25 protein-coding genes are annotated in these 25,088 nt (G+C 64.1%); 23 read left to right on the top strand and 2 right to left on the bottom strand.

The window, feature by feature from the left end:
• Nucleotides 1-151: 151 nt before the first annotated feature.
• Complete coding sequence (locus FNV92_RS23990) at nt 152-448, bottom strand: gamma-butyrobetaine hydroxylase-like domain-containing protein (protein ID WP_168213807.1); 297 nt, start codon at nt 446-448, stop codon at nt 152-154.
• A gap of 195 nt (nt 449-643) precedes the next feature.
• On the opposite strand from FNV92_RS23990, the gene FNV92_RS23985 reads away from it, so the two are divergent.
• From FNV92_RS23985 to mmsB, 16 genes are all read left to right on the top strand, one after another.
• Nucleotides 644-1,417 carry a ferredoxin--NADP reductase gene (locus FNV92_RS23985; protein ID WP_015687274.1) on the top strand — a complete coding sequence of 258 codons (774 nt, stop codon included), beginning with the start codon at nt 644-646 and terminating at the stop codon, nt 1,415-1,417.
• A 104-nt stretch (nt 1,418-1,521) separates the two neighbouring features.
• Nucleotides 1,522-3,264 carry a fumarate reductase/succinate dehydrogenase flavoprotein subunit gene (locus FNV92_RS23980; RefSeq protein WP_143844284.1) on the top strand — a complete coding sequence of 581 codons (1,743 nt, stop codon included), beginning with the start codon at nt 1,522-1,524 and terminating at the stop codon, nt 3,262-3,264.
• A gap of 31 nt (nt 3,265-3,295) precedes the next feature.
• A complete protein-coding gene (locus FNV92_RS23975; protein WP_008141081.1) occupies nt 3,296-3,529 on the top strand; it encodes a 4Fe-4S dicluster domain-containing protein in 234 nt (77 codons plus the stop codon).
• A gap of 2 nt (nt 3,530-3,531) precedes the next feature.
• On the top strand, nt 3,532-4,509 hold the full coding sequence (locus FNV92_RS23970; RefSeq protein WP_015687272.1) for a HEAT repeat domain-containing protein: 978 nt from the start codon (nt 3,532-3,534) through the stop codon (nt 4,507-4,509).
• Between the two features lie 79 nt (nt 4,510-4,588).
• Nucleotides 4,589-5,761, top strand: a complete 1,173-nt coding sequence (locus FNV92_RS23965; protein ID WP_143844285.1) for a fumarylacetoacetate hydrolase family protein — start codon at nt 4,589-4,591, stop codon at nt 5,759-5,761.
• A 367-nt stretch (nt 5,762-6,128) separates the two neighbouring features.
• Nucleotides 6,129-7,094 carry a galactofuranose ABC transporter, galactofuranose-binding protein YtfQ gene (ytfQ, locus tag FNV92_RS23960; protein ID WP_143844286.1) on the top strand — a complete coding sequence of 322 codons (966 nt, stop codon included), beginning with the start codon at nt 6,129-6,131 and terminating at the stop codon, nt 7,092-7,094.
• Nucleotides 7,095-7,212: 118 nt separating this feature from the next.
• Complete coding sequence (locus FNV92_RS23955; protein ID WP_143844287.1) at nt 7,213-8,757, top strand: sugar ABC transporter ATP-binding protein; 1,545 nt, start codon at nt 7,213-7,215, stop codon at nt 8,755-8,757.
• Complete coding sequence (locus tag FNV92_RS23950; RefSeq protein ID WP_015687268.1) at nt 8,754-9,746, top strand: ABC transporter permease; 993 nt, start codon at nt 8,754-8,756, stop codon at nt 9,744-9,746. The genes FNV92_RS23955 and FNV92_RS23950 overlap by 4 nt, the downstream gene beginning before the upstream one ends.
• Nucleotides 9,743-10,723, top strand: a complete 981-nt coding sequence (yjfF, locus tag FNV92_RS23945; RefSeq protein WP_143844288.1) for a galactofuranose ABC transporter, permease protein YjfF — start codon at nt 9,743-9,745, stop codon at nt 10,721-10,723. Before FNV92_RS23950 ends, yjfF begins: the two co-directional genes overlap by 4 nt.
• A complete protein-coding gene (locus tag FNV92_RS23940; protein WP_015687266.1) occupies nt 10,720-11,490 on the top strand; it encodes a FadR/GntR family transcriptional regulator in 771 nt (256 codons plus the stop codon). Before yjfF ends, FNV92_RS23940 begins: the two co-directional genes overlap by 4 nt.
• A 2-nt stretch (nt 11,491-11,492) precedes the next feature.
• Complete coding sequence (locus FNV92_RS23935) at nt 11,493-12,419, top strand: Gfo/Idh/MocA family protein (protein WP_143844289.1); 927 nt, start codon at nt 11,493-11,495, stop codon at nt 12,417-12,419.
• Nucleotides 12,420-12,421: 2 nt separating this feature from the next.
• Complete coding sequence (locus FNV92_RS23930) at nt 12,422-13,498, top strand: aldose epimerase family protein (protein WP_143844290.1); 1,077 nt, start codon at nt 12,422-12,424, stop codon at nt 13,496-13,498.
• Nucleotides 13,498-14,376, top strand: a complete 879-nt coding sequence (locus tag FNV92_RS23925; RefSeq protein ID WP_168213808.1) for an SMP-30/gluconolactonase/LRE family protein — start codon at nt 13,498-13,500, stop codon at nt 14,374-14,376. The genes FNV92_RS23930 and FNV92_RS23925 overlap by 1 nt, the downstream gene beginning before the upstream one ends.
• A 73-nt stretch (nt 14,377-14,449) precedes the next feature.
• On the top strand, nt 14,450-15,523 hold the full coding sequence (gene chvE, locus FNV92_RS23920) for a multiple monosaccharide ABC transporter substrate-binding protein (RefSeq protein WP_143844292.1): 1,074 nt from the start codon (nt 14,450-14,452) through the stop codon (nt 15,521-15,523).
• A gap of 136 nt (nt 15,524-15,659) precedes the next feature.
• Nucleotides 15,660-17,237: a multiple monosaccharide ABC transporter ATP-binding protein gene (gene mmsA / locus FNV92_RS23915; RefSeq protein WP_143844293.1), complete on the top strand. Its 1,578-nt coding sequence runs from the start codon at nt 15,660-15,662 to the stop codon at nt 17,235-17,237.
• Nucleotides 17,234-18,424: a multiple monosaccharide ABC transporter permease gene (mmsB, locus tag FNV92_RS23910; RefSeq protein ID WP_143844294.1), complete on the top strand. Its 1,191-nt coding sequence runs from the start codon at nt 17,234-17,236 to the stop codon at nt 18,422-18,424. The genes mmsA and mmsB overlap by 4 nt, the downstream gene beginning before the upstream one ends.
• Before the next feature lie 18 nt (nt 18,425-18,442).
• Here mmsB and FNV92_RS23905 read toward each other — a convergent pair whose 3' ends face one another.
• Nucleotides 18,443-18,598 (bottom strand): hypothetical protein, encoded by a 156-nt coding sequence (locus FNV92_RS23905; RefSeq protein ID WP_085965373.1) that lies wholly within the window; start codon nt 18,596-18,598, stop codon nt 18,443-18,445.
• A gap of 164 nt (nt 18,599-18,762) precedes the next feature.
• On the opposite strand from FNV92_RS23905, the gene FNV92_RS23900 reads away from it, so the two are divergent.
• The 7 genes from FNV92_RS23900 (at nt 18,763) to FNV92_RS23870 (ending at nt 25,086) form a co-directional block, all read left to right on the top strand.
• A complete protein-coding gene (locus FNV92_RS23900; protein ID WP_143844295.1) occupies nt 18,763-19,338 on the top strand; it encodes a cytochrome c oxidase subunit 3 family protein in 576 nt (191 codons plus the stop codon).
• 2 nt (nt 19,339-19,340) lie between these two features.
• Nucleotides 19,341-19,601, top strand: a complete 261-nt coding sequence (locus tag FNV92_RS23895; protein WP_143844296.1) for a cytochrome C oxidase subunit IV family protein — start codon at nt 19,341-19,343, stop codon at nt 19,599-19,601.
• Between the two features lie 97 nt (nt 19,602-19,698).
• On the top strand, nt 19,699-20,151 hold the full coding sequence (locus tag FNV92_RS23890) for a c-type cytochrome (RefSeq protein ID WP_143844297.1): 453 nt from the start codon (nt 19,699-19,701) through the stop codon (nt 20,149-20,151).
• A gap of 51 nt (nt 20,152-20,202) precedes the next feature.
• Nucleotides 20,203-21,549 (top strand): cbb3-type cytochrome c oxidase subunit I, encoded by a 1,347-nt coding sequence (locus tag FNV92_RS23885; RefSeq protein ID WP_143844298.1) that lies wholly within the window; start codon nt 20,203-20,205, stop codon nt 21,547-21,549.
• 60 nt (nt 21,550-21,609) lie between these two features.
• Nucleotides 21,610-22,422: a CbbQ/NirQ/NorQ/GpvN family protein gene (locus tag FNV92_RS23880; protein ID WP_143844299.1), complete on the top strand. Its 813-nt coding sequence runs from the start codon at nt 21,610-21,612 to the stop codon at nt 22,420-22,422.
• Between the two features lie 10 nt (nt 22,423-22,432).
• The gene (locus tag FNV92_RS23875; RefSeq protein ID WP_143844300.1) at nt 22,433-24,352 is read left to right on the top strand and encodes a nitric oxide reductase activation protein NorD; all 1,920 of its coding nucleotides are present in this window, start codon (nt 22,433-22,435) and stop codon (nt 24,350-24,352) included.
• Nucleotides 24,353-24,420: 68 nt separating this feature from the next.
• Nucleotides 24,421-25,086 carry an HAD family hydrolase gene (locus tag FNV92_RS23870; protein ID WP_143844301.1) on the top strand — a complete coding sequence of 222 codons (666 nt, stop codon included), beginning with the start codon at nt 24,421-24,423 and terminating at the stop codon, nt 25,084-25,086.
• Nucleotides 25,087-25,088: the final 2 nt, after the last annotated feature.

Genomic DNA, 25,088 nt, shown 5'->3' with positions numbered 1-25,088 from the left:
CAATGTCCGTGCCAGCTTACTCCACTGTCGTCGTCCGGCTTGACCGGGCGACCCAGTATTCCAGCGGCAGCAAGGGGGTACGGAGAGGCCGCGGCGTACTGGATTCCCGGCTTTCGCGGGGAATGACAGCGAATTGTGGGTAGATGGAAGCCTACCGCCTCGCCAAACTCAACAGATACGGCTTCGGATAGATCCCCCGGTTATGCCCATCCGAAAACGAGATGTTCAGCCCATAACCGAGATCGCCGATCTCGGTTATGGCGATGCCCGGAAACGCATCAGGGAAGCGGCCGTCGAAGCGGGCCCGTATGCAGTGGGCGCATTTGCAGGAGAGGCGAAGCTGCTCGGCCGGCAGGCTCAGCGTATCGTCCTGTGCGGTGCGGACGAGCAGCGTCGCGAGATCGGCGCTGGCTTCGTAATCGGCCACGGTCGGTGCCACCAGGGTCATGGACATGCTCGCTTCTACGTCATCGCAGGCGAGCGCGAATAGCAACTAATTGCCGGCGCCGGCGCAGCGGCACTGCCATCTCGCCGGTCATGGCCGCTGAAATGTGAAACTAATCGACCGGAAATCCCACTTCCGCATTGCCCGATTCCTCCTGCTCCGAAACCTTGCGCCGACGCAGGCAAGGAGAGATGACGGATGAGCGCTTTTCAGAAGGAAACGGTTTTGTCGGTCAGGCATTGGACCGATTCCCTGTTCAGCTTCACCGCGACGCGTGACCCCGGCTTCCGCTTTCAGAACGGCCAATTCGCGATGATCGGGCTCGAGGTCGAGGGCAAACCCCTGATGCGGGCCTATAGCATGGCGAGCGCCAATCACGAGGAGGCGCTCGAATTCTTCTCGATCAAGGTACAGGACGGCCCGCTGACATCGCGTCTCCAGAAGATCAGGGAAGGCGACATCATCCTGGTCGGCCGCAAGGCGACGGGCACGCTGATCACCGGCAATCTCATTCCGGGAAAACGCCTGCTGCTGCTCTCGACCGGCACCGGGCTCGCGCCCTTTGCCAGCCTGATCAAGGACCCCGACGTCTACGAGAACTTCGAGACCATCGTGCTCGCCCATGGCTGCCGCCAGGTCTCGGAGCTCGCCTATGGCGAGCACCTCGTCGAAGGCTTGCGCAACCACGAGTTCTTCGGCCCCCTGATCCGTGACAAGCTGGTGTATTACCCGACCGTCACCCGCGAGCCGTTCAGGAATCGCGGCCGGATCACCGACCTGATCGCCTCGAACCAGATGTTCGATGATATCGGACAAGGCGGCCTCGATCTCGGGACGGACCGCATCATGCTGTGCGGCAGCCCGGCGATGCTCGAGGAACTGCCGGCGATGTTTTCCGCGCGGGGCTTCGTCGAAGGGAACCACAGCCAGCCCGGCCATTTCGTGATCGAAAAGGCTTTCGTCGAGCGCTGAGGCCCAAATCGGTCTCCGGCGACAACTAATTGCTATCGCCGGAAGGCCCCCTGAACAAATCTGATGCAAAGGCGCCGGACCTTCCGGCGGACCAGGAGCAAGCGATGGCACTAGATCAGATCGTCGACGGACTTTCGGAGGTTTCCTGCGATGTGTTGGTGATCGGCGGCGGCACGGCTGGCCCGATGGCGGCGCTGAAGGCGAAGCTGAAGAACCCGAAGGCGAATGTCGTTCTGCTCGAAAAGGCCAACGTCAAGCGCTCCGGCGCGATCTCGATGGGCATGGACGGGCTGAACAACGCCGTCATCCCCGGATATGCGACGCCGGAGCAGTACACCAAGGAAATCACCATCGCCAACGACGGCATCGTCGACCAGAAGGCGGTCTATAAATACGCGCAGAACTGCTACAGCATCATCGAGGAGCTTGACAGTTTCGGTATCCGCTTTCTGAAAAACGAGAACGGCGACTACGCCGTCAAGAAGGTACACCACATCGGCACCTATGTGCTGCCGATGCCGAACGGCGAGACTGTGAAGAAGGCGCTCTACCGCCAGCTCCGCCGCGCCCGCATCCTGATCTCCAACCGCTACATGGCAACGCGTCTGCTCAAATCCGCCGATGGCCGCATCGCCGGCGCGATAAGCGTCAACACCCGCACCGCCGAGCTCCTGGTGATCAAGGCCAAGGCCGTGATCCTCTGCATGGGCGCCGCCGGCCGCCTCGGCCTGCCGACCTCCGGCTACATGTTCGGCACCTACGAGAATGCCGCCAATTCCGGCGACGGCTACGCAATGGCCTATCACGCCGGTGCGGCGCTTGCGAACCTCGAATGCTACCAGATCAATCCGCTGATCAAGGACTATAACGGCCCGGCCTGCGCCTATGTCGCCGGACCCTTCGGCGCCTTCACTGCGAACAACGAGGGATCGCGTTTCATCGAATGCGACTACTGGTCCGGCCAGATGATGCTGGAGTTCTACAACGAGCTGCTGTCAGGCAAGGGTCCGGTGTTCCTCCAGCTCAAGCATCTCCATCCCGACACGATCTCCGAGATCGAGTCCACGCTTCACAAGGTGGAGCGCCCGACGCGCGGCCTGTTCCAGCAGGGGCGCGGGGTGGACTACCGCAACGAGTCGATCGAGATGCACATCTCCGAGATCGGATTCTGCTCCGGCCACAGCGCCTCCGGTGTGTTCGTCGACGACAATGCCCGCACCACCGTCCCGGGCCTCTACGCTGCTGGCGACATGGCGAGCGTGCCGCACAACTACATGCTGGGTGCCTTCACTAACGGGGCGGTTGCCGGCATCGATGCGATGGAGTTCGCCGACAGCCACGACTTTGCGGAGTTCGACGCCGCTGACGTCGCCAAGGAACGTGACCGCGTGCTGGCGCCGACCAAGCGCGAGGACGGCATTCCGCCGAACCAGGTCGAGTACAAGACCCGGCGTCTCGTCAACGACTACCTCCAGCCGCCGAAGGTCACGCGCAAATACGAGCTCGGCATGCGCCGCCTCGCCGAGACGCGGCAAGACATGCAGGAACATATGATCGCGCGCAACGCGCACGAATTGCTCCGCGCCCTCGAAGTGCAGTCGATCATGGATTGCGCCGACATGGCGGTGCATGCCTCGCTCTATCGCGAGGAGAGCCGCTGGGGCCTTTATCACTGGCGCACGGACTTCCCGGAGAAGGACAACGAAAACTGGTTCTGCCACACGCTGCTCTCCAAGCAGGACGGCAAGATGACCAGCGAGAAGCGTGCGGTGGAGCCGTACGTCGTCCCGATCGCCGACGACGAGAAGGACCTCTACGACAAGCAGCGCATCCGCGCCTCCGCCTGATCCGCCGCAACCTAGTAACAGGAGATCAACGATGCCTCTCGCTTCCTATCAGACATCGGTTCCGGTGGTCGTCGACGACGCCAAATGCATCGCCGACAAGGGCTGCACCGTGTGCGTGGACGTCTGCCCGCTCGACGTGCTGCGCATCAGCGACATGACCGGAAAGGCCTACATGGCCTATGACGAATGCTGGTACTGCATGCCATGCGAAGCGGATTGCCCGACTGGCGCCGTCACCGTCAACATTCCCTATCTCCTGAGGTAGTCATGTCGAGCCCGTTCGAATCCTACGACGACCTCGAGGACGCTGACGAGCGGCTCCAGGCCGCCGATCCCGCGGAGCGCCGTGTCGCGATCATCGCGCTCGGTCATTCCGGCGATCCAGCCGCGGTTCCGCATCTCGCCAATATGGTCGCCGATCCCGACGCGGGCGTGCGCCAGCAGGTCGCGATGGCGCTTGGCGAGTTCGACGGGCCGGAGGCTGCGAGCGCGCTGGTAAAGCTGCTGGTCGACCCTGAAAGAATCGTCGCTGCCGCCGCAGCCGACAGCATGGCCGAATTCAAGAATCCAGCTTGTGCGGAAATCATCCTGCCGCTGGTCAAGCATGCTCACGCGTTCGTCCGCATGGGCGCGCTGCGTGCGCTGAAGGAGCTGCGCTGCAAGGACACGCTGAAGCCGGCGCTGGAAGCGCTTCTGGATACGGACGCTGCCGTGCGCGTGCAGGCGATCGGCGTGATCGGATTCCTCAAGCTGGAGGAATCCATCCCCGCTCTGACTGCATTGATCAACGATCCCGATGCGCATGTGCGCCGGGCCGCCGTGAGCGCGCTGGCGTTCTCGCAGATGAAGCCCGCTGCCGAGACGATCACGCGCGCGCTGAAGGACGCCGACTGGATGGTCCGCGAGATGGCGGCGGAAACGCTGGGTCTCAACGTCAACGGTTCGATCGCGGCAGACCAGCTCGTCGGTGCGCTGGCTGACGAATTCTGGCAGGTGCGGCTGAAAGCAATCCGCAGTCTCGGCAGAATGAAGATCGAGCGTGCGGTACGCCCGATCGGAAACTGCATCAATCACGATCAGGCCAATTTGCGGAAGGAAGCGGCCGCCGCGCTCGGCGAGATCGCCCATCCCGACGGCGAGGCGTTCCTGGCGGTCATCGCCGACGATGCTGATCCCGATGTCCGCAAGAACGCGCGCTGGGCACTTCAACAGATCGCGGCCCGAAAGGCGCGGGCAGGGGCGTAGAAGCCGGGCATCCCGCCGCTCTGGACTTCCGGAGCCAGACGTTTATTGGTCTTCGCCGGGAAACAGCGAGGACGCGGCTATGACGACACTGACAACCAAGGATCTTCTTCCCGAGGACGGCACGCGGGGAACGTTGGTCGGCCGTGTCTGGCTGCCTCAGGCGAACGGCCCGGCCGTGGTCGCCGTGCGCAGCGACGGCGTGTTCGACGTCACCGCGAAGTTTCCGACCGTCAGCGCGCTTTGCGAAGAGGATGCTCCGGCGAAGGCGCTTGCCGCTACCAAGGGCGAGCGCATCGGCGATCTCGATGCGATCGTCGCCAACACGCCGCCCGACCTGCGCGACCCGACAAAGCCGTGGCTGCTCGCGCCGGTCGATCTCCAGACCCTGAAGGCCGCCGGCGTCACTTTCGCCATCTCGATGCTGGAGCGCGTCATCGAAGAACGCGCGAAGGGCAATCCGGCCTCGGCCGAAGCGATCCGCAAAGAGGTGACGCGGCTGATCGGTGACGATCTGTCGAAGCTCAAGCCGGGCTCGGACCAGGCGATGCACCTGAAACAGGTGTTGATCGATCAGAACGCCTGGAGCCAATATCTAGAGGTCGGCATCGGTCCCGATGCCGAGGTCTTCACCAAGGCCCCCACGCTATCGTCGGTCGGCACCGGCATGGATGCCGGGTTGCATCCGAAATCGACCTGGAACAATCCGGAGCCCGAGCTCGTGCTGTTCGTGTCGAGCCGCGGCAGGATCGTCGGTGGCGCGCTCGGCAACGACGTCAATTTGCGCGACTTCGAGGGCCGCTCGGCGCTGCTGCTGTCGAAGGCCAAGGACAACAACGCCTCCTGCTCGATCGGCCCGCTGCTGCGCCTGTTCGACGACACTTTCACGCTTGATGACGCGCGCAAGCTGGACATCAGCCTGAACGTGAAGGGGGCGGATGGTTTCGTCCTCGACGGCCATTCCTCGATCAGCATGATCAGCCGCGATCCCACCGACCTCGTCGCGCAGACCATCGGCAAGGTGCATCAATATCCCGACGGTTTTGTGCTTTTCCTCGGCACGATGTTCGCGCCGGTGAAGGATCGTGATGCACCGGGGCAGGGGTTCACCCACAAGCGCGACGACATCGTCACGATCGCCGCGCCCCAGCTCGGCAAGCTCGTCAACCGCATGCGGACCAGCGACGAATGCGAGCCCTGGACCTTCGGCATCGGCGCCCTGATGAAGAACCTCGCGCAGCGGAAGCTGATTTAGCTTTTTCGCCTCTCTGTGTGCGGCCGTCATGCCCGGGCTTGTCCCGGGCATCCGCGTTCTTCGTGCATGGCAACGCGTGGATGCCGGGACATAGGCGAGCGGAAGCGACGCCGCCCATGACGGTGTCACGCTCGCCGAGTCTCACAATCTTCCTTCATCTCCTCGTTGCATCCTTGGAACAAAATCGTGTTGGGTGTGTCATTTGATCACCCATCGCCCAACCTACATTTCTGAACGAATAGTCAAATAATATGACTAGTCGGAACTCATCTTCCGTGAAATAGTGCCTTCCGCCGCCCAAAAGGGCGCCTTCGGGGTGCCATGCTACCAACTGGCGCCCGAGATAAACACTTGGGAGACACGCTCGATGACCCTCAAAGCCCTCTTTGCGGCCAGCGCCACCGCCGCGTTGCTGCTCGCGCTGCCGGCGAACGCCGCCGAGCTCACCATCGGCTTCTCGCAGATCGGATCGGAATCAGGCTGGCGCGCGGCCGAGACTTCCGTCTCCAAGCAGGAAGCCGCCAAGCGCAGGGTCAATCTCAAGATCGCCGATGCTCAGCAGAAGCAGGAGAACCAGATCAAGGCGATCCGGTCCTTCATCGCGCAGAACGTCGATGCGATTTTCCTCGCGCCCGTCGTCTCGACCGGGTGGGACTCGGTGCTGAAGGAAGCCAAGGAGGCCAAGATTCCGGTCGTGTTGCTCGACCGCGACATCGATCCCTCCGGCAAAGAGCTCTATCTCACCGCCGTCACATCCGACAGCGTGCACGAGGGCGAGGTCGCCGGCGACTGGCTGGCCAAGACCGTCGGCGCCAAGGCCTGCAACATCGTCGAATTGCAGGGAACGGTCGGCGCCAGCGTCGCCGCTAATCGCAAGAAGGGCTTTGATACCGCCATCGCCAAGCATGCGAACCTGAAAGTGGTGCGCAGCCAGACCGGCGACTTCACCCGCGCCAAGGGCAAGGAAGTGATGGAGAGCTTCATCAAGGCCGAAGGCGGCGGTAAGTCGATCTGCGCCGTCTACGCGCACAACGACGACATGATGGTCGGTGCGATCCAGGCGATGAAGGAAGCCGGGCTCAAGCCTGGCAAGGAGATACTGACCGTCTCGATCGATGCCGTCCCCGACATCTTCAAGGCGATGGCCGCCGGGGAGGCAAATGCGACCGTCGAGCTGACGCCGAACATGGCCGGCCCTGCGCTCGATGCGATCGCGGCCTTCAAGGGCAAGGGAACCGTTCCGCCGAAGTGGATCCAGACCGAATCCAAGCTCTATACTGCGGCCGACGATCCTCAGAAGATCTACGACAGCAAGAAGGGCCTCGGTTACTGAGGCGGGTGCCGCGCCGGATCGCCTGCTGCGGTCCGGAGCCTCTCTTCGAAACAGCCGTAAGAGCGGCTAGGCTGGGTGCTCGCATGACGAAGCGGGCGCCGGTGGGAGTGAATTTGCCATGGAGACCAGCTCCGATCCTGTTGCTTCACTGCTGGAGGTGCGCGGGATCAGCAAGAGTTTTGGCGCGGTGCGTGCGTTGCAGGAGGTCGACTTCACGCTTCGCGCGGGCGAAATTCATGCGCTGCTCGGCGAGAACGGGGCCGGCAAGTCCACGCTGATTAAGGTCATCACCGGCGTCTTCCCGCGCGATGCCGGCATTGTCCGCCTCGGTGGCGATGAAGTCGCGCCGCGCTCGGCCAAGGCCGCGCTCAAGGCCGGCATCGCCACCGTCTATCAGGAGGTCAACCTGCTGCCGAACCTGTCGGTGGCGCAGAACCTGTTCCTCGACCGGCAGCCGATGCGTTTTGGCATCGTCCGCGAAGGAGAGATGCGCCGCCGCGCCAAGGCGCTGCTCGCGGACTTCGGCCTCGACATCGACGTCGCAGCGCCGCTCGGCAACTATTCGGTGGCCATCCAGCACGTCACCGCAATCGCCCGCGCCGTCGATCTCTCTGCGCGCGTGCTGATTCTGGACGAGCCGACCGCGAGCCTTGACCGTCATGAGGTCGAGATCCTCTTCGGCATCATGCGCCAGCTTGCGGGGCGCGGAATCGGCATCGTCTTCGTCAGCCATTTCCTCGACCAGGTCTATGAGATCTCCGACCGCATCACGGTCTTGCGCAACGGCCGCCTGGTCGGCGAGCGAGAGACCGCCTCGCTGCCGCGGCTCGACTTGATCCGCATGATGCTCGGCCGCGAGCTGGCAGAGACCACCAGCACGCGGGCGGCGACGCGAAAACATCATGCGCGCGATGTCTGCGCGAGCTTTGAGAATTACGGCAAGGTCGGCTATGTCACGCCGTTCAATCTCGAACTGCGCCATGGCGAGGTCGTCGGCCTCGCCGGCCTGCTCGGCTCGGGCCGCACCGAGACGGCGCGGCTGGTGTTCGGTGCCGAGCGCACCGATGGCGGGCAGGCGAGGATGGAGGGCACCCCGGTGCGGCTTCAATCGCCGCGCGATGGTGTGCGCCACGGCTTTGGCTATTGCCCGGAGGAGCGCAAGACCGAAGGTATCGTCGCCGAGCTCAGTGTGCGCGAGAACATCGTTCTGGCGCTTCAGGCCAAGCGCGGCCTGCATCGCCCGCTGGCGCGCCGCGAGCAGGACGAGATCGCGCGGCGTTACGTCAGGATGCTCGACATCCGCCCGCCCGATCCCGAACGCCCCGTGGGCCTGCTCTCCGGCGGCAACCAGCAAAAGGTGCTGCTGGCGCGATGGCTCGCGACATCGCCTCGGCTGCTGGTGCTGGACGAGCCAACCCGCGGCATCGACGTCGGCGCGCATGCCGAGATCATCCGCCTGATCCGCGAGCTCTGCGACGACGGGCTGGCACTGCTCGTGATTTCGTCCGAGCTTGACGAGATCGTGACGTATTCGGATCGGATCGTGGTGCTGCGCGACCGCGCGCATGTCGAGGAACTCGCGGGCGAGGCGATCGACGTTACCAACATTCTCGCGGCCATTGCGGCCGACGGCGGTGCGGCAGCGCGTGAGGGGCGGGCATGACAGCGCTGTTGCCGCGCCGCGGCCTTGCCCAGATCCTTGCACTAATCGTCATCCTGGCGGTCGATCGCATCGTGTCGCCGCAGTTCTTCGACCTGCGCCTCCAGGACGGCCGCCTGTTCGGCAGCTTGATCGACGTGCTCAACCGCGGCACGCCGGTGGCCCTACTTTCGCTCGGCATGGTGCTGGTGATCGCAACGCGCGGGATCGACCTCTCGGTCGGTGCAATCATGGCCATCTCTGGCGCGATCGCGGCGAGCCTCGCTGACAGTCATGGGCTTCCGATCGTGCTGGCGGCCGCGCTTGGTGCCGGCTTGATGTGCGGATTGTGGAACGGCTTTCTTGTCGCCGTGCTCGGCATGCAGCCGATTGTGGCGACGCTGATCCTGATGGTGGCGGGGCGAGGCATCGCGCAGCTCATCACCGAAGGACGGATTGTGACTTTCTCCTCGCCGGACCTGGTCTGGCTCGGTAACGGCGCTATCCTCGGTTTGCCGGTGCCGGTCGCGATCGCACTCGGCATGCTGATCCTTACCGGCGCGGTGGTGCGCGGCTCCGCGCTCGGGCTCCTGATCGAGGCGACCGGCGGCAATGCGCGGGCGAGCGAGCTTGCCGGCGTCGGCACGCGGGCTATGATCCTGGCCGTCTATGTCTGGAGCGGCGTCTGCGCCGCGCTTGCCGGCGTAATCGCGGCCGCGGACATCATGGGCGCCGATGCCAACAATGCCGGCCTATGGCTCGAACTCGACGCGATTCTCGCGGTGGTGATCGGCGGCACCTCGCTGTTCGGCGGGCGTTTCAGTCTTGTGCTCGCGGTATTTGGGGCGCTGATCATCCAGACCATGAATACCGGAATCCTGCTGTCGGGCTATCCACCGGAATTCAACCTGCTGGTCAAGGCAGGGGTGGTGCTCGCGGTGCTGCTATTGCAATCGCCGAAATTCTCAGGGCTTGCCGGTATGGCCATGCGGTTGCGGGGGACGAAAGCATGAAAGGCCTGCCGCCTGTCCTGATCACGGCGATCGTACTCGTTGCGGGCTTTGCACTCTGCGCCGTGCAATTCCCCAACATCGCCTCCACCCGCGTGGTCGGCAATCTCCTCACCGACAACGCGTTCCTCGGCATCGTGGCGACGGGGATGACCTTCGTAATCATCTCCGGCGGCATTGACCTCTCGGTCGGCTCGGTGATCGGCTTTACCACCGTTTTCGTCGCGCTGGCGATCGAGCGTTGGGGCGTGCCGCCGCTGGTCGCCTTCGTCGCCATCCTCGCGCTATCGGCCGCTTTCGGGGCGGCGATGGGCGCCATCATCCATGTCTTCGATCTGCCGCCTTTCATCGTAACACTCGCCGGGATGTTCCTGGCGCGTGGCGCAAGCTTCCTGCTCTCGACGGAATCGGTGCCGATCACCGCACCGGTCTATTCCACCGTGTCGGACTTCGCACTGCGCGTGCCCGGGGGCGGGCGGCTGACGGCAATTGCCATGATCATGCTCATTGTCGTGATCGGAGGCGCCTTGCTGCTGAAGCTCACGCGGTTCGGCGCCAACGTCTACGCGATCGGCGGCAGCCGAACCACCGCAAGCCTGATGGGCGTCGCCGTCGGCGCGATGACGGTAAAGATCTACATGCTGTCGAGTCTGCTCGCGGGGATCGCCGGCATCGTCTTCTCGTTCTACACCAGCGCGGGCTATTCCCTATCGGCCGTCGGCGTCGAGCTCGACACCATCGCCGCCGTCGTGATCGGCGGCACGCTGCTCGCGGGCGGGCAGGGATCGGTAATCGGCACATTTCTCGGCGTGCTGATTCAGGGCCTGATCCAGACCTACATCAATTTCGACGGGACGCTGTCGAGCTGGTGGACCAAGATCGCGACCGGCATGCTACTTTTCGCCTTCATCGCCCTGCAGCAGGGGTTGGTCGCGCTTGCGCGCCGGCCTGTCGCCATGCGCGCGGGGGCAGCCTCATGACCTCGCGCATCGTCGTCATCCCGACGCGGCGGGCCCATTCCAACCACGCGGAAGTCGCCCGCTCGATCGGCATCGACATCATCGCCGGCCGCTACGCGGAGGGGATGCGGCTGCCGGGCGATGCCGAGATGATCGCGATGTTCGGCGTGTCGCGACCGGTGCTGCGTGAGAGCGTGAAGACGCTGGTCGCCAAAGGCCTGCTCACCACCAAGGCGCGGGTCGGCACCGTCGTGCGCGAGCGCACGGCCTGGAACATGTTCGATGCCGATGTGCTGGCCTGGCATCTGGATGCGGGCATCGACAAGCGCTTCCTCAACGACCTCGCCGAGATCCGTCTCGCGGTCGAGCCGCGCGCGGCCGCGCTCGCAGCGGCGCATCGGTCGGACGCGGATCTCGCGGAGCTGCACCGCAGCATGGAACGGATGCGGCGCGAAGCCTCCGACTCCGTCGGCTTCGCCGATGCCGATCTTGCGCTGCATGTTGCCGTGGCGAGGGCCTCCGGCAATTTGTTCATGCGCTCGATCGGGCATGTCATCGAGGCCGCGCTGCGCGCCTCGTTCCTGCTCAGTGCACCGGTCGAGACAGAGGACCGCGACACCGTGCTGCTCTGGCATCAGAAGATCGTCGATGCCATTGCGGCCGGCGATGCCGAAACGGCGTCGGAGGCGATGGTCTACGTCATTCACAACGGCATGCGCCGTCACGAGGGCACGGTGATGGAGACTCCCCCGGCCGAGGCGTTTCCGTCAGCGGATACTGGAGAATGAGCGTGACAGAGCTTCGCATCGCCATCGTCGGCTTCGGCAAGATCGCGCGGGACCAGCATGTGGGTGCGATCGCCGCGACACCGGGCGCGAGGCTCGCGGCCGTGGCGAGCCGCAACGCCTCGCTGCCGGACCTGCTGCATTTCGCCACCATCGAGGATTTGCTGGAGAAGGGACCGCCGATCGACGCTGTCTCGCTCTGCACGCCGCCGCAGGTGCGCCGCGCCCAGGCCGCCGCGGCGCTCGCCGCCGGCAAGCATGTCATGCTGGAGAAGCCGCCAGGCACCGGGGTCGCCGAGCTCGATCCGCTGATCGCGATGGCGGCGGAGGCCAAGCACACGCTGTTTGCGACCTGGCATTCGCGCTGCGCCCCGGCGGTCGAACCGGCGCGCGAATGGCTGGCGACGCGCCGGATCAAATCCGTGCACATCAACTGGAAGGAAGATGTCCGTGTCTGGCATCCCGGGCAGGCCTGGATCTGGGAGCCGGGCGGGCTTGGCGTATTTGATCCCGGCATCAATGCGCTATCGATCCTGACCCGCATCCTGCCGAGGCCAGTGTTTGTCACCGCGGCGGAGCTTGCCTTTCCCGCCAATTGCCAGGCGCCGATCGCCGCGAACCTGACGCTGACCGACATCGGCGGCCTGCCTGTCTCCGCCGAGTTCGATTTCCGCCAGACCGGGCCGCAGAGCTGGGATATCGTCGCGGAAACCGATCAGGGCCAAATGACGTTGTCAGGCGGCGGCCGGCGGATGGCCGTTGACGGCAAGGCCATTGCCGAGGCGCCCGATCAGGAATATCGCGAATTGTACGCCCGCTTCGTCAAACTGGCGGCATCAGGCGAGAGCGATGTCGATCTCGCCCCGCTGCGTCTCGTCGCCGACGCCTTCCTGCTCGGCAAGCGCACGATCGTTGAACCGTTTGTGGACTGAATATGGCTGGCGCAAAAATAGAGAAAGACATCTTCGGGACGCTGTCTGACGGCCGCAAGGTCGAGCGCATCGTGCTGCGCGGGGAGGGCGGCTTCGAAGTCCGCATCATCACCCATGGCGCGGTGCTGCAGGCCCTGATCGCGCCGGACGCCAATGGAAACTGCGACGACGTCGTGCTCGGCCATGATGCATTTGCCGGATATCTCGCCGAACGAAAGTTTCTGGGCGCTACCGTCGGCCGCTACGCTAACCGTATTGCCAAGGGACAGTTCTCGCTGGACGGTGAGACGTTTCAGCTTCCCGTCAACAACGGCCCGAATGCGCTGCATGGGGGGCTGGACGGTTTTGACCGTAAGCTCTGGGAGATTGCCGGGGTCGACGACGGTACCGAGCCGGCGGTGACGCTCACCTATGTCAGCCCGCATGGCGAGGAGAATTATCCAGGCCGGCTCGATGTGCGCCTGACCTACCGCATCACCGGCGCGACCGAACTCTCGCTCATCATGGAGGCGCGAACGGATCGCTCGACCATCGTCAACCTGACCAATCACAGCTTCTTCAATCTGGAAGGCGCTACGTCCGGCGCGCCCATTCTCGACCACAAGCTGACAGTCGCCGCCGATCATTTCCTCGCCATTGACCCCACCGCGATCCCGTTGCCGGAGCCGCCGCGCGCGGTCGCCGGCACGCCGTTCGATTTCCGCGATGCGCACCCCGTCGGCGAGCGCATCCGCGAGAGCGATCAGCAATTGCGTCACGGCAAGGGTTACGACCACACCTATTGTCTCGGGCGCGACGGCAAGCTCGCATTCGCGGCGCGGCTGGAGGCGCCGTGCTCGGGGCGCATCATGGAGCTCTTCACCGATCAGCCCGGCCTGCAGGTCTATTCCGGCAACTATCTCGACGGCACGATCTCGGGGAAGGGCGGCAAGCTGATCCGGCAGTCGGACGCGATGTGCCTGGAGCCGCACATCTGGCCAAACGCGCCAAACCGGCCGGATTTTCCAAGCCCGCGGCTCGATCCCGGCGGGGTCTATCGCCATCACACCGTCTATCGCTTTGGGGTAAGGGCGTCATGATGGAGCAGGTGCCGACCTCCGTCCTCTCGGCCGAGCCGTGCCATCTCGGCGAAGGTCCGACCTATGACGTTGCGACCGATACCGCATGGTGGTTCGACATTCGCGAGGGACGTCTGTTCGAGGCACATCTCGGCAGCCGCAGCATTCGCGTCCACGCGCTCGGCCGGATGGCGAGCGCGCTCGGGCGTATCGATGCCGAACGGCAGCTGATCGTCGCGGAGGACGGTCTCTACATCCGCAACATAGGCGATGGCGCAATGGCGCTGTTCTGTCCGCTCGAAGCCGACAATCCCGTGACCCGATCCAACGATGCCCGCGTGCACCAGTCCGGCACGTTCTGGATCGGGACCATGGGGAAGCAGGCCGAGCGCGGCGCAGGCGCGATCTATGCGTTCCATCGCGGCAAGATCTCGACGCTGTTTCCCGGGATCAGCATTCCAAATTCGATCTGCTTCTCGCCTGATGGCGCCACCGGCTACTTCACCGACACCGCCCGCGCCGTGCTCTACGCGGTGCGGCTCAATCCCGCGACCGGCCTGCCGCGCGACGAGCCGGAGGTGCTGCTGCGCCACACCGGCATCGGCGGGCTCGACGGCTCGGTGTGCGACGCCGACGGCCAGATCTGGAACGCCTGCTGGGGCGCGAGCCGTATCGACGTCTATTCGCCGCAAGGCGAGTGCCTGCGCTCACTCAGCGTGCCGGCGAAGCAGGCGAGCTGCCCGGCCTTCGTCGGTCCCGATCTGTCGCGCCTGCTCGTCACCTCGGCCTGGCAGGACATGGACGCTGCAGCGCGCGCCGACGATCCGCAAGCCGGCTGCACTTTTCTACTGGAGGCATCCGCGCGAGGTCGCGCGGAGCCCGACGTCAAGCTCGCATAGGAGACCCGAGGCCGCCCACGACCAACGTTCGCGACGAAACCAAGAAACAGTCTGACACCCAAGGGAGTGAAACATGCTGAAACTGAAGACGACATTCCTGGCACTGGCACTGGCCGGCGCCGCGACGATGGCCGCAGGCGTCACTGCGTCCGCCCAGGACAAGGCGACCGTCGGCATCGCCATGCCGACAAAATCCTCGGCGCGCTGGATCGACGACGGCAACAACATGGTCAAGGTGCTGAAGGAGCGCGGCTACAACACCGATCTGCAATATGCCGAAGATGACATCCCGAACCAGCTCTCGCAGGTCGAGAACATGGTGACCAAGGGCGCCAAAGCGCTGGTGATCGCCGCGATCGATGGCACGACGCTGTCCGACGTGCTCAAGCAGGCCAAGGCCAAGGGCATTATCGTCATTGCTTATGACCGCTTGATCCGCGGCACGCCGAACGTCGATTACTACGCGACCTTCGACAATTTCCAGGTCGGCGTGCTCCAGGCGCAGTCGATCGAGCAAGGGCTCGGTCTGAAGGACGGCAAGGGCCCGTTCAACATCGAGCTGTTCGGCGGCTCGCCCGACGACAACAATGCCTACTTCTTCTACAACGGCGCGATGAGCGTGCTGAAGCCGTACATCGACAGCGGCAAGCTCGTCGTCGCTTCCGGCCAGATGGGCATGGACAAGGTTGCGACCTTGCGCTGGGACGGCGCCACAGCCCAGTCCCGCATGGACAATTTGCTCAGCGCCTACTACGGCAACAAGAAGATCAATGCGGTGCTGTCGCCCTATGATGGTATTTCGATCGGCATCATCTCCTCGCTGAAGGGCGTCGGCTATGGTAGCGCAGGGCAGCCGATGCCCATCATCTCGGGCCAGGATGCCGAGGTACCCTCGATCAAGGCGATGCTGCGCGGTGACCAGTATTCGACCATCTTCAAGGACACCCGCGACCTCGCCAAGGTGACCGCCGACATGGTCGACGCCGCGCTCGCCGGCAAGCAGGTCACGGTGAACGACACCAAGACCTATGAGAACGGTGTCAAGACCGTGCCGTCCTACCTGCTCAAGCCGGTCGTAGTTTACAAGGACAATTGGGAGAAGGTGCTGGTCGACAGCGGTTACTACAAGAAGTCACAGTTTCAGTAAGCTCTCTTCCTCTCCCTCTCCCCGCTCTTGCGGGGGGAGGGTTAGGGTGAGGGGCTCTCTCAAAACTGGCAGTAGCGGTTATGCACTCCGTCATGCTCGCAATGACGATGCCGCGATATCCTGAGGACATGATCCAATGACCGCCATGCTGGAGATGCGCAACGTCAGCAAGAGCTTTGCTGGCGTTCAGGCGCTGCGTGACGTGAATTTCTCTGTCGAGGCTGGACAGATCCACGCCCTCGTCGGCGAGAACGGCGCTGGCAAGTCCACCCTGATGAAGGTGCTCAGCGGCGTCTACCCCCATGGCAGCTACGATGGCACCATCGTCTTTGATGGCGAGGAACGCCGCTTCCGAGATATCAACGATTCCGAGGCGCTCGGTATCATCATCATTCACCAGGAGCTGGCGCTGATCCCGCTGATGTCGATCGCGGAAAACATTTTCCTGTCGCACCCACCGTCGAAATTCGGCGTGATCGATCGCGACGAGGTCTACCGTCGCACGCGGGAGCTTCTGGTGCAGGTCGGCCTGAAGGAATCGCCGGATACGCTGATCACCGATCTCGGTGTCGGCAAGCAGCAACTGGTCGAGATCGCGAAAGCCCTCTCCAAGCGGGTGCGGATGCTGATCCTGGACGAGCCGACCGCGAGCCTCAACGAGGCCGACAGCGCCGCGCTGCTGGAGCGCCTCATGGCATTCCGCGAACAGGGCATCGGCTCGATCCTGATCTCGCACAAGCTCAATGAGGTCGCCCGCGTCGCTGACCACATCACGGTGCTGCGCGACGGCCGCACCGTCGACAGCATCGACTGCCATGCCGAGCCGATCCAGGAAGACCGCATCATCCGGAGCATGGTCAACCGCGATCTCGCCCATCGCTTTCCCGAGCGCAGCGCGACCATCGGCGAACCCGTGCTCGAGGTCGCGAATTGGTCGGTCTATCACCCCATTCATCCCGAACGGCAGGTGATCAAGGCCGTCAATTTCAGTGTTAGGCGCGGCGAGGTCGTGGGCATCGCGGGGCTGATGGGCGCCGGCCGCACCGAATTCGCCATGAGCCTGTTCGGCCGTTGCTGGGGCACCAATATCAGCGGCCGTATCTGGCTCGAAGGCCATGAGATCGCGCTGCCGAACGTGGCTGCTGCGATCGACGCCGGCCTTGCCTATGTCACCGAGGACCGCAAGCAGCTTGGTCTGATCCTCGCCGACGACGTCCGCAAGAACATCACGCTCGCGAGCCTCGACCAGGTTGCGCCGAACAGGGTGATCGACGACATCGCCGAGCTGAAGGTTGCAAGCGACTATCGGAGCCGGATGCGGATCCGCTGCTCCGACGTCTACCAGGAGACCGGCCAGCTCTCCGGCGGTAACCAGCAGAAGGTCGTGCTGTCGAAATGGCTGATGACCGATCCCAGGGTCCTGATCCTGGACGAGCCGACGCGGGGCATCGACGTCGGTGCCAAATACGAGATTTACGGTATCATCAACGAGCTTGCTGAGGCCGGCCGAGGTGTGGTGGTGATCTCCTCGGAGATGCCCGAGCTGCTCGGAATCTGCGACCGCATCTGCGTCATGAACGACGGTGCTTTTGTCGGGGAATTCAAGGGTGCGGAGGCGACGCAGGAAAAGATCATGCGCGCCATCATGCGCAATGAACGAAGCAACGGAAACACGGCGCCTGTGGCCGCAGAGATGGGAGGATCGCAGCCATGACCGACAAGACGGTTACGCTGCCCGAGGAGCGCCGGCACGGCAGCTTCATCAAGAACAACTTACGCAATTACGGCATGCTGCTGTCGCTGCTCGCGATCATGCTGTTCTTCCAGGTCATGACCGGCGGCACGCTGCTGCAGCCGCTCAACCTCACCAACCTGGTGCTGCAGAACAGCTACATCGTCATCATGGCGCTGGGCATGCTGCTGGTGATCGTCACCGGACACATCGATCTTTCGGTCGGCTCTGTCGCGGGCTTCGTCGGTGCCGTGGCCGCTCTGCTCATGGTGACCTACAAGGTCGACTATACGCTCGCCTTCATCGCGTGCCTCGTGGTCGGCGCCGCCATCGGCGCGGCGCAGGGCTATTGGGTCGCCTATTTCAAGATCCCGTCATTCATCGTCACCCTGGCCGGCATGCTGGTGTTCAAGGGCCTGGCGCTGGCGGTGTTGCAGGGCCAGTCGCTCGGGCCGTTCCCGCCGACCTTCCAGAAACTGTCGTCTGGCTTCATCCCGGAGCTGCTGCCCGAAGCCGGCACGCTGCATCCCACCTCGATGCTCGTTGGGGCTCTGCTGGCGCTGGGGCTGGTCTATGCGAGCGCCAGGAGCCGCGCGCGCGAGCTCTCGCACGGCATCGAAGTCGAGCCTTACGCGTTTTTCCTCGGCAAGAGTATCTTGCTGGCCTGCGCGGTGCTCTATTTCACCTATTTGATCGCGACCTATCGGGGCCTGCCGAACGTACTGGTGATCATGGGCGCGCTGATCGCGCTCTACGGCTTCGTCACCCGCCGCACGGTGATCGGCCGTCAGATCTATGCTGTCGGCGGCAACGCCAAGGCAGCTAGCCTGTCGGGCATCAAGACCGAGCGGCTGACGTTTCTCACCTTCGTCAACATGGGCGTGCTGGCCGCACTGGCCGGCCTCGTCTTTGCCGCGCGCCTCAACACCGCGACGCCCAAGGCAGGTCTGGGTTTCGAGCTCGACGTCATCGCTGCCTGCTTCATCGGTGGCGCCTCGGCCTATGGCGGCGTCGGGCGCGTCGGTGGCGCCGTGGTCGGCGCGATGATCATGGGTGTGATGAACAACGGCATGTCGATCCTCGGTATCGGTATCGACTACCAGCAGGTCATCAAGGGCCTGGTGCTGCTTGGTGCGGTGTGCATCGACGTGTACAATCAGCGGCGGTGAGGCGGGTTACGGCAGCTATCACTGCGTCGTGAACAGCACCGTCGCGATCGCGACGGAGAGGCTCACGGCCGATACGGTCGCCACGGTCGACAGCACCCCCATTCGTCGCAGCGCGATGGCGAAGGCGATGATGATAGGGGTGGCGGTCATCAGTCCGATTTGTGCATCGCTCATGTCGTCGTGCTCCGTGGAACCCTGAGCCGGGTTCGTACCCGGATCCGGCCGGTTGGACGTTGCGTCCGCGCAAACTCGGCGACGTCCATCCAATTTGTTCGACGACAAACTCGGACCTGAACGGCCGGGCTAAGTCTGCCCGGTGTCTTGGGTCCAGAGAGCAGATGTCGGCGGCCGATTGCGAACAAGAAGGTACCGGCTGGGGAATGCTGGAAGATCTCCCCGGCGATCCCATGATCTGGGTGCTGATCTTCAGCGAACTCGTCGCCTTCGGCCTGTTCCTCGGCGCATTCACGGTCGCCCGCGCAATCCATCCGGCAGTGTTTGCGGCAGGGCAGGCGACACTCGATTCGAATCTCGCAGGCCTCAACACCCTCGTGCTGGTGACCAGCGGCTGGGCTGCCGCCCGGGCTACGAATTCCGCTCGGGCCAGTAAGAAGCGGACGTCGCGCCGCTGGCTCCTGATCGCCATGGCGCTCGGCGGCTTCTTCATCGCGATCAAGCTCGCCGAGTATGGCGGGGAGATCGGTCGCGGCGTTGGTCTGGAAACCAGCCCGTTCTTCACGCTCTACTTCCTCCTGACCGGATTCCATCTCCTGCATGTCGGTCTCGGCATCATCATCCTCGCCGTGGTCTGTCGGCGCGCCGACATATCCGGCGTCGAGACCGGGACCGCGTTCTGGCACATGGTCGATCTGGTCTGGATCGTCATGTTCCCGATTCTGTACCTGGTGCGGTGACGATGCCGGATCGCCTGAACGTCACCTGGATCGTGCTGATCGGCCTCGCGCTCGCGACCATACTGCTGCCTCCGCTGATGCCGCGACCACTGCTCGGCAACGCTCTGTTGCTGGCCCTGGCCGCCATCAAGGGCCGCAGGATTGCACTCGATTTCATGGATCTTCGGACCGCTCCCGCGCTGTGGCGCGGTCTCGTCGTCGCATGGATTCTCATCGTGGTGCTGTTTGCCTGGGTGGCATCCGCCGTGGTCGCCCTGATCTGACGCGCTCATTGCGCCCTGACAAAGAACGGTCGGCGCGAAGCGGCAATAAATCGCAGCATCGTGTTTCCCGATAGGAATCAAACGGAAAGGATTGGCAATGGCTGAACGCCTGACCAAGTCGGCCGCTCGAAACGTCTTCTACGGCGGCTCGGCCTTTTTCTTCGCCATCTTCTTAGGGCTGACGGCGCACAGCCACTACTACATGGTCACGACATCGACGGACGCCTCGACGCTGACGTCGTCGGTGGCCCGCGGCAAGCATGTCTGGGAGAAGAACTCCTGCATCAACTGCCACACGCTGCTGGGTGAGGGCGCCTATTTCGCGCCCGAAGTCGGCAACGTCTGGGATCGCTGGGGCGGCAACGAGGATCCGGCCGGCGCGCGCGAGACGCTGAAAGCCTGGATGCAGTCGCAGCCTTCGGGCGCGGAAGGGCGGCGGCAGATGCCGCAGTTCAACCTCACCGATCAGGAACTCAACGATCTCGCCGACTTCCTGCAATGGACCAGCAAGATCAAGCGCCAGGAATGGCCACCGAACAAGGCCGGCTGAGCACCTGTCTCTTTCGAGACCTTGCCTCTTTCAAGACAGAGAGAACCCGAGATGAAATACCAAACCCAGAAAGTCGCGATGCTGTACTTCTACGGCGCGCTGACCCTGTTCCTGGCCCAGGTCCTGTTCGGCCTGCTCGCCGGGACCATCTACGTCCTGCCCAATACGCTGTCAGTGCTGCTTCCGTTCAACATCGTCCGGATGATCCACACCAACGCGCTGATCGTGTGGTCGCTGATCGGCTTCATGGGGGCCACCTACTTCCTGCTGCCCGAGGAAACCGAGACCGAGCTGTATAGCCCGCTGCTGGCGAAGATCCAGTTCTGGATGTTCTTCGGCGCCGCGGGTGTGGCCGTGGTCGGCTATCTCTTCCACTACCACGAGGGCCGCGAGTTCCTAGAACAGCCCTTCATCATCAAGGTCGGCATCGTCGTCGTCTGCCTGATGTTCCTGTTCAACGTCACCATGACGGCGCTCAAGGGTCGCAAGACCACGGTCACCAACATCCTGCTGTTCGGCCTGTGGGGTGTCGCGATCTTCTTCCTGTTCGCCTTCTACAATCCGGCGAACCTCGCTGTCGACAAGATGTATTGGTGGTATGTCGTCCATCTCTGGGTCGAGGGCGTCTGGGAGCTGATCATGGCCTCCGTGCTCGCCTATCTCATGATCAAGCTCAACGGCATCGACCGCGAGGTCGTCGAGAAGTGGCTCTATGTGATCATCGGCCTTGCGCTGTTCTCGGGCATCCTCGGCACCGGCCATCATTTCTACTGGATCGGCGCGCCGGGCTACTGGCAGTGGATTGGCTCGCTGTTCTCCACTCTCGAGGTCGCGCCGTTCTTCACCATGGTGATTTTCACGGTGCAGATGACCTGGAAGGCCGGCCGCAAGCATCCGAACCGTGCTGCGCTGCTGTGGTCGGTCGGCTGCTCGGTGATGGCGTTCCTGGGCGCGGGGATCTGGGGCTTCCTGCACACGCTGTCCTCGGTGAACTACTACACCCATGGCACCCAGGTCACTGCGGCGCACGGCCATCTCGCCTTCTTCGGCGCCTATGTGATGCTGAACCTGGCGGTGATGGCCTATGCGATCCCGCAGCTCAAGGGACGCGCGCCCTATAATCAGTGGCTCTCGATGGCGAGCTTCTGGATCATGTGCACGGCCATGATGACCATGACGTTCGCGCTGACATTCGCCGGCGTAGTCCAGGTCCACCTCCAGCGCGTGCTTGGCCAGAGCTACATGGACGTGCAGGACCAGCTCGCGATGTTCTACTGGGTCCGGCTCGGCTCCGGCGTGTTCGTCGCGATCTCCGCGCTGATGTTCGTCTGGGCGGTGCTGGTGCCGGGCCGCGAGAAGCGGGTGACGATCCCTGCTGCATTGCAGCCTGCCGAGTGAACGCGAAGGCGGCCGCGAACGTCGCGGCCGCCTTTCAAACCGATCTTTCGGAGAATGATCATGAACGCAACACTTCACGCTTTGGCGGCGCCCGCGCCCACGCTGCCGGCCTATGTCGCAAGCGGCAACGAATGCGCGCTGTTCGAGCACGCATGGCGGCATCAATTGCCGGTCCTGCTCAAGGGGCCGACCGGTTGCGGCAAGACGCGCTTCGTCGCACACATGGCGGCGCGGCTGGGATTGCCACTGCACACTGTCGCCTGCCACGACGATCTCACTGCCGCCGATCTCACCGGCCGCTATCTGCTGAAGGGCGGCGACACCGTGTGGGCCGACGGCCCGCTGACGCGTGCGGTGAGGGAAGGCGGCATCTGCTATCTCGATGAAGTCGTGGAGGCACGCAAGGACGTCACGGTGGTGCTGCATCCGCTCACCGACGACCGCCGCATCCTGCCGCTGGAGCGCACCGGCGAGGAACTCGCCGCGCCGGAGCGATTCATGCTCGTGGTCTCCTACAATCCCGGCTATCAGACGCTGCTCAAGGCGCTGAAGCCGTCGACCCGGCAACGCTTCGTCGCCATCGAGTTTGGCTTCCTGCCGCCGGAGCAGGAGATCGCCGTGGTCGCGGCTGAAAGCGGACTTGCGCCCGACTATGTGCGGCCGCTGGTCCTGCTGGCCGGTCGCCTGCGGGCGCTGAAGGGGCACGATCTCGAGGAGGGCGTTTCGACCCGTCTCGTCGTCTATTGCGCAACCCTGATCGCCGCCGGCGCCTCGATTGGCGATGCCGTGCTCGCGGGCATGATCGAGCCGCTGACGGATGACGCCGACGTCAAGGCGGCGCTGCTTGACGTCGCGCGTGCCGTGATCTCCTGAGGGTGGTGTGATGCTCGATTTCCTCGAGCTTGAAGAAACCGTCGGTCGCGCCTGGCATCGCCTGGTCGGGGTCACCGCCAGCTATCCGGTCCATGCCGAGCACGCGGTGTCGCTTGCGGACGTACGCAACCGGATCGCGATCATGTTCCGCGCGTTCGGTGGTGAGAGCGGCGTCCAGATCGTCAGCGCCAGCGCTCGCCAGACCGGCCACCGGCTCGGATGGCGGCAGCGGATCGGGCTCGGCGACGAGCGCGTCGATCAGCCGGGGCGGGATGCGGCGACGATCTTCCTGCCTGATAGCATCGCGATCTTTCCCGATCGCGAGCTGAACGCCGCGCTGTACAGGTGGCTCGCCGCGTGGTTCGCATTTGCGCCCGCTGAGGCGATCGAGGAGTCCGATCCGCTGCGGCGCGATCTGTCGATGCTGCGGCGAGCCAGCGAGATCGCAGTGCTCGTGCTGACCCAATGCCCAGGTCTCGCCGATGACTACGCACGGCTGTCGGCGGCGACCGCCATGGCGCGGCCGCACCGCCCGTTGCCGCGCATCGAGCAGGATGTGGAGCAGATCGTGCTCGCTCTGCTCGGTGCCGATACGCCGCCTGCGGGCCAGCTGTGGCCGGCCATGATGGGGACGGGGCCGCTGCCGGACAAGGCGCCGCCAGGCTATCGTTCGATCCTGCCGTGCCCGCTCTGGGGCGACTGCTGGACCCGCGAACTCTCGCCGGGACATGCGGGGGACGATGAGTGTGCCCCGGCCGCAGCGCCTGCGGTCTCGGACGATCGCAAACGTTTCGCCGTCCGCGAGCGCGAGGACGGTGCCAATCGCCGCGATCCGTTCGTGCTCAACCGCTTCGAAAAGATCCTGGCAATGGCCGAGATGGTCAATGTCGACCGTCCCGCTGACGACAGCGACGACGAGGACGCGCGGAAGGCGGCCGACGATCTCGAGGAGATCACGCTCGGCCGCCGCAGCGGCAAGCCGGCGAGCCGGCTCAAATTCGACCTCGATCTGCCGCCTCAAGCGCTCGATGCCTCGCGATTGAACGCGGACCTGACCTATCCCGAATGGGATTATCGCACCGGCTCCTATCTGCGCGATCATTGCCGCGTCCTCGCAGCTCCAGCCTCCGAACTGGGCGAGAGCTGGACGCCGGACGAGGCCATGCGCCGGCACATCCGCCATGTGCGCCGCCGCTTCGAGATCCTGCGGCCGCGTCACGAATTGATGCGCGCCCAGGCCGACGGGCATGACCTCGACCTCGATGCCCTGGTGCGCGCGCGCTGCGATCTTCGCGCCGGGGGCAATGGCGCGGGTCTCGATCGCGTCCACATGGCGATGCGGCCGCAGGGGCACGATCTAGCTGTGACGCTGCTCGTCGACGTCTCGCTCTCGACCGACGCCTGGGTCGATGGCTATCGCGTGCTCGATGTCGAGAAGGAGGCGCTGCTCGTGCTCGCGCACGGGCTCTCGGCCTGCGGCGATCACCATAGCATCCTGACCTTCACCTCGCGTCGGCGCTCCTGGGTACGGCTCGAGACCGTCAAGGCGTTTGGCGAGCCGATGAGCGGAGCGGTCGAGCGGCGGATCGGCGCGCTCGGGCCAGGCTATTACACGCGGATCGGCGCGGCAGTGCGCCACGCGACGGCCGAGCTTGCGCGCCAGCCGCAGCGCAAGAAATTGCTGCTGGTTCTCACCGACGGCAAGCCGAACGATGTCGACCACTACGAGGGGCGCTTTGCCGTCGAGGACACCCGCAAATCCATTCAGGACGCGCGACGGCTCGGAATCGCGGTTTTCGGCGTCACCGTCGATGCAACCGCGCAGTCTTATTTCCCAACGCTGTTCGGCCGCAGCGGCTACGCCATCGTCGGCAACATCCGCCGCTTGCCGGCTGCGCTGCCCGCGATCTACCGGCTGGTGGCCCATTGAAAAGCCCGCGCCGTCGTGTTCCCGCGTGAGCTATTGCTCATAGTTTGGGTATATGATCGAATGGCCGGATGGACCAAAGCCGGGCCAGACCCGATCTGATCATCTTCGACTGCGACGGCGTGCTTGTCGACAGCGAGTTGTTGAGCTGCCGTTGCCTGTCCGACGTGCTGGCCGAATTCGGCATCATGCTCAGCGAGGAGCAGGCGCTCGAGCTCTTTCTCGGTCGCAGCACGAAGGCGATCGAGCAGCACTATCGTGAACTAGGGCAAGTCGTGCCGGACGGCTTTCTGCCGCGCTTGAAGTCACATGTGCTCGAGACCTTCGCGCGGGCACTCGAGCCGATTCCGGGCATTGCCGACGTGGTGTCCGGATTGCGCGCGCCGTTTTGCGTGGCGTCATCCAGCGACATCGACCGCGTCTCGCTCTCGCTCGATGTCACCGGTCTCCGGGTGCATTTCGGCGACCGGCTCTACACTGCGCAGATGGTCGAGCACGGCAAGCCGGCGCCGGATCTTTTTCTCTATGCGGCTGGCAAGATGGGTATGCAACCTCCGCGCACGCTGGTGATCGAGGACAGCGTCAGCGGCGTGCTAGCCGCCAAGGCTGCCGGCATGATCGTCTGGGGATTTGTCGGCGGTAGCCATTATCGCGGGCGTGACGGCCGCGCTACACTGTCCGCCGCCGGGGCCGATCGGGTCTTTTCGCGCATGACCGATTTCTGGAAGGACATTTGAAG

The sequence above is a fragment of the Bradyrhizobium cosmicum genome, assembly GCF_007290395.2.
Classification (GTDB): domain Bacteria; phylum Pseudomonadota; class Alphaproteobacteria; order Rhizobiales; family Xanthobacteraceae; genus Bradyrhizobium; species Bradyrhizobium cosmicum.
Note: the sequence above shows the minus strand (reverse complement) of the source record. Positions and strands in the feature narration are given on the sequence as shown.